Consider the following 4,474-nt stretch of genomic DNA (forward strand, 5'->3'; position numbering starts at 1 on the left):
GCATCAACCCCTATGTTAATTTGGCGCTCCTCAGGGTGCGCCTCCACAATCTTCCATGTAAACTGCCCTGCGAAATCTTTCATCTTATGAGGCGGTATGTTCATTGATTCTCACTGTCATCTCGACAGGCTTAAATTAGAAAAATACGAAAATGGGCTCGATGGAGCGATTGCTGCCGCTACCGATCAGCAAGTGAGCGAAATGCTTTGTGTAGCCATCGATCTTGAGCACGTAGACCAGGTTCTAAATATCGCTGCAAAATACCCGAACATTTACGCCTCTGTTGGGGTGCATCCTACGAGTTACGAAGGTGAGGAACCGACAGTTGAGCGGCTTGTGGGCTTGGCGGATGCTCAGAAAGTCATCGCGATTGGTGAAACGGGGCTTGATTATTACTACAGCGCCGAAATGAAAGAGTTGCAGCAGCAACGCTTTAAAGTGCATCTTGAGGCAAGTAAGCAGACTCGTAAGCCTGTTATCGTGCATACCCGTGATGCAAAGGAGGACACCCTGTCCATTATTGCTGATCATGGCGACGAGCGTATTGCCGGTGTTCTGCACTGCTTCACCGAAGATTTGGACATGGCCTTGCGCGCAATCGATCTTGGCTACTTTATCTCGTTTAGCGGTATCGTTACGTTTAAAAATGCGGCTGAACTTCAGGAGGTCGCTCGATCAATTCCGCTTGAGCGCATGCTCATAGAGACAGACTCGCCATATCTTGCACCCGTGCCGTATAGGGGTAAGCCAAATGAGCCAAAATATGTCCCAAAAGTAGCTGAGTTTATTGCCGAGCTTCGTGGTTTGTCGGTTGAGCAGATAGCGGAGCAGACGGCGGCGAATTTTCACTCGCTGTTTCGTGATGCTAGAGGAGTATAAGCTGTTTGGAATTGAAGCATTTTGAAGAAAAAACCGGAAGACTCACCTTAGCGGGTTTAACCAATGGTGTAGAGGTCGGACGACCAATTATTGCCCTACATGGTTGGTTGGATAATGCTGCTTCGTTTAGCCCTTTGGCAGAGTATCTGGACTTTGATCGTCCTTTTTTTGCATTAGAGTTGCCGGGGCATGGTCATTCCGAACATCGACCAAAATCCGCTAACTATCATCTCGTCGACAATACGTTGGATGTACTAGCGTTTGTAGACGCCATATGTGAAAACGGTGAGTTTGATATCATTGGGCATTCTTTGGGGGGTATTGTTGCGACACTTATCGCAGCTTCGGTTCCTGAGCGCGTCAAGCACTTGGTGTTGTTGGATAGTTTAGGCCCTTTGACTGATGATATAGAGAATGTGCTGCCTCAACTTAAGAAGGCGGTTAAGCGCGCTGCTGCTTTGCGTCACTCAAAATTAAACACGTACCCGAGTAAAGAGGTAGCAGCAAAGGCGCGAATGTCGGGAGTTGGCAAGATATCCATCGAGGCTGCGCGTACTTTAGTCGAGCGAGGAACACGAGAAGTAGAGGGAGGATACGTTTGGTCTTCTGATCCGCGTCTTTTAGAGCCTTCTCTTCTTAGGTTCTCTGAAGCCCAGGTTGCAGCCATTATGGGCGGAATAGAATGCCCTGTTCAGCTAGTGGTGGGGGAAGATGGTTATTTTCGACAATATGAAGCGATTTCGAAGCGACTAGCGTATATACAAAACCTGAAAGAAGACAAAGTGTCAGGTGGCCATCACTTCCACATGGAAGGAGATATTAAACGGACGGCGGAGATAGTACATGGGTTTTTGGGTGCATAAAAAGCTAAAGAATATTCTGTTTGGGCTCGGTGTGTTTTTGGGTATTTGTGGCAATCTATCCGCCGAGGGATTTGATTTTGTCGCAAGTGGCCTTTCATTAGAAAAGGCGACGACGCAGGCGGCTGATAAGCATCCAATGCCGTTGAGTGCCATCAAACGAGTGAGTAATCGTTTGATGATTGAGTCGCAAACGGACGTGGTGGGTACGCGTTCAAATTATCTTTACAGAGTGTCAGAAGCAACGAGTCTTGATAAAGCTGTTGGATATTATAAAGAACTTTTGAGTGATCAGGGGCGTATCGAGTTTGCCTGTGAGCAGAGAAACTGCGGTGCGAGTAATCATTGGGCTAACGATATTTTTGGCAATCGGAACTTGGCTGGTCGAGATTCTGATCAATCTTATTTTGCTGGTCGTCTCGATGACGGTGTTCATCAGGGATGGTTAAGCGTTTATGCTGTTACGAATGCGCGCAGAATTGATTACATCTATATAAGCTTTATTCCCGCGCCGCCTGAAGACTACGTGGCGGATGCAAAACGCGGCGTATTACTGGGCGAAGCGGTGCTATCAAAAGACTGGGCTAAGGCCTTGGGTGATTATTTGCAGGCAAATGCTAATGCTAAATTGGTTGTGGTTGCGTTTTCAAAGCCTGTCTCATCAGCCGCGCAGTTAGGGAACTCGATAGAAAGCTCTGCTGAATATGGCGAGACTATGCTTGTGGCTGCGCGTGAAGCGATCGGAGTTGATGGGTCACGCGTTGAATTGCGCTCTATGGGCATGCTGGGGCAGCGCCCGCTTGGATTTAACGCTCAAGATTGGGCGTATCTCTATCTCGTTGATTAGGTCTCGTTGATTAAGTCTCGTCGATTAAGTCTCATTGATTAAGTCTCATTGATTAGTTCTTTTTGGCTGGAGCGAAGTTTGCAGCAGACCTTCAGATTTTCTGCTTTTCGTGAAAGGGGGTCAGACCGTTGAGAACCATGTCGCTATGCTATGTCCGATTGGTTTTGATGAGTGTGACGTGCGGCGTTGTTCGATTTTCCCGTTTTTATACCTAAAGGGTCTTGATTCTTAGCACTTGTCAGTCAATGTCTATATAATTGCGCGGTTTTAAATAGCCACGGAATTCGTCCAGTGTCAGCCCAATTAACGTCTATTGCAGATTTTATTCGATATAGCTTTTCGAGAATGAACGCGGCCAAGCTTTTCTTTGGCCACGGCACCGATAACGCTTGGGATGAATCGGTCGCCTTGGTTCTTCAATCTCTAAATCTACCTTGGGATTTTGCGCGAGATCTTTGGCCATGCGTTCTCACCGAGACTGAGCGTCAGTTCGTTCTTGAAAATATTGAGGCGCGTATCAATGACCGAACACCACTCGCGTACTTAACCAAACAGGCTTATTTTTGTGGTTTAAAATTCTATGTCGATGAGAGAACCTTGGTTCCTCGGTCACCGATTGCTCAATTGATTGAAAACGGTTTCCAGCCTTGGGTCTTGGACGAGCCTAAGCGCGTCATGGATTTGTGTTCAGGAAGTGGCTGTATTGGCATTGCAACGGCGCTGTTGTTTGAGGACGCGCAGGTAGATCTTCTCGATATCTCTTCCGACGCGCTCGAGGTTGCAAGGATCAATGTTGAGCAATACGAGCTGCAAGAGCGAGTATCCACCATTGCATCGGATTGTTTCTCAGGTCTCGACGCAAGCTACGAGCAGCAATATGATTTGATTGTTTCGAATCCTCCATATGTCGATGCCAGTGATATTGCTAGTATGCCACAAGAGTTTCATCAGGAGCCGATGTTGGGGCTTGCTTCTGGTGTTGATGGCCTGGATTTTACAAGAGTGATGTTGGCAGAGGCTTCGCGTTTCTTAAGCCCTAGGGGAGTCTTGATCGCCGAGGTTGGTAATAGCTGGCAGGCACTTGAAGCCGCTTATCCTCAAGTGGAGTTTACGTGGCTCGACTTTGAACATGGTGGCCATGGCGTATTTATGTTGACCGCTGATCAATTGAAAGAGATTGAGTGAAGTAAAAGAGTACAACAAACTCTAGCGCGTGTTGCCAAAACAAGGCATAGAGTTCAATAACGAAAGATAAGCAAAACGAAGAGTTTAATACGATGTCTGGTAATACCTTTGGAAAACTATTCACAGTCACCTCGTTTGGTGAAAGCCACGGTAAAGCGTTGGGGTGTATCATTGATGGATGTCCTCCGGGGATCGAGATTTCTGAAGAGGATATTCAGTTCGATCTGGATCGTCGCAAACCGGGTACCTCCCGATATACCACGCAGCGTAGAGAGGCTGACGAGGTGAAAATCCTAAGCGGAGTGTTTGAAGGGAAAACGACGGGGACGTCAATTGGTATGGTGATTGAGAATACCGATCAGCGTTCAAAGGACTATTCGAACATTGCAGATACGTTCCGTCCAGCGCACGCTGACTACGCCTATACGCAAAAATACGGCTTTCGTGATTATCGGGGCGGTGGTCGTTCCTCTGCGCGTGAAACGGCGATGCGTGTTGCGGCAGGTGCCGTCGCTAAAAAGTATCTCAAGCAGGCTTTTGGTATCGAGATCTACGGTTATTTGTCCCAGCTTGGTCCAATCAAAGTTGAGAATGTCGATCTAAGCATTGTAGAAACCAATCCATTTTTCTGTCCAGATGTGAACAAGATTCCTGAGATGGAAACCTACATGCAGGCGTTGAACAAAGAAGGCAATTCTGTTGG

Annotated in this window: 5 protein-coding genes; all 5 read left to right on the forward strand. The window is 47.3% G+C overall.

The window, feature by feature from the left end; translation table 11 throughout:
• Positions 1 to 96: 96 nt before the first annotated feature.
• The gene (locus A3751_RS20060; RefSeq protein ID WP_068458683.1) at positions 97 to 879 is read left to right on the forward strand and encodes a TatD family hydrolase; all 783 of its coding nucleotides are present in this window, start codon (positions 97 to 99) and stop codon (positions 877 to 879) included.
• 5 nt (positions 880 to 884) lie between these two features.
• Positions 885 to 1,742 (forward strand): alpha/beta fold hydrolase, encoded by an 858-nt coding sequence (locus A3751_RS20065; RefSeq protein ID WP_197466552.1) that lies wholly within the window; start codon positions 885 to 887, stop codon positions 1,740 to 1,742.
• Complete coding sequence (locus A3751_RS20070; RefSeq protein ID WP_068458684.1) at positions 1,723 to 2,586, forward strand: DUF4892 domain-containing protein; 864 nt, start codon at positions 1,723 to 1,725, stop codon at positions 2,584 to 2,586. Before A3751_RS20065 ends, A3751_RS20070 begins: the two co-directional genes overlap by 20 nt.
• Before the next feature lie 291 nt (positions 2,587 to 2,877).
• Positions 2,878 to 3,771, forward strand: a complete 894-nt coding sequence (gene prmB / locus A3751_RS20075; RefSeq protein WP_156492673.1) for a 50S ribosomal protein L3 N(5)-glutamine methyltransferase — start codon at positions 2,878 to 2,880, stop codon at positions 3,769 to 3,771.
• Between the two features lie 92 nt (positions 3,772 to 3,863).
• The coding region (gene aroC, locus A3751_RS20080) for a chorismate synthase (RefSeq protein WP_068458686.1) at positions 3,864 to 4,474 on the forward strand (611 nt) is incomplete at its 3' end.

The sequence above is a fragment of the Oleiphilus sp. HI0080 genome, from assembly GCF_001635135.1.

Coding starts and splice junctions, on each gene's coding strand:
- A3751_RS20060 (WP_068458683.1), top strand. CDS start 97: ATGTTCATTGATTCTCACTGTCATCTCGACAGGCTTAAATTAGAAAAA.
- A3751_RS20070 (WP_068458684.1), top strand. CDS start 1,723: ATGGGTTTTTGGGTGCATAAAAAGCTAAAGAATATTCTGTTTGGGCTC.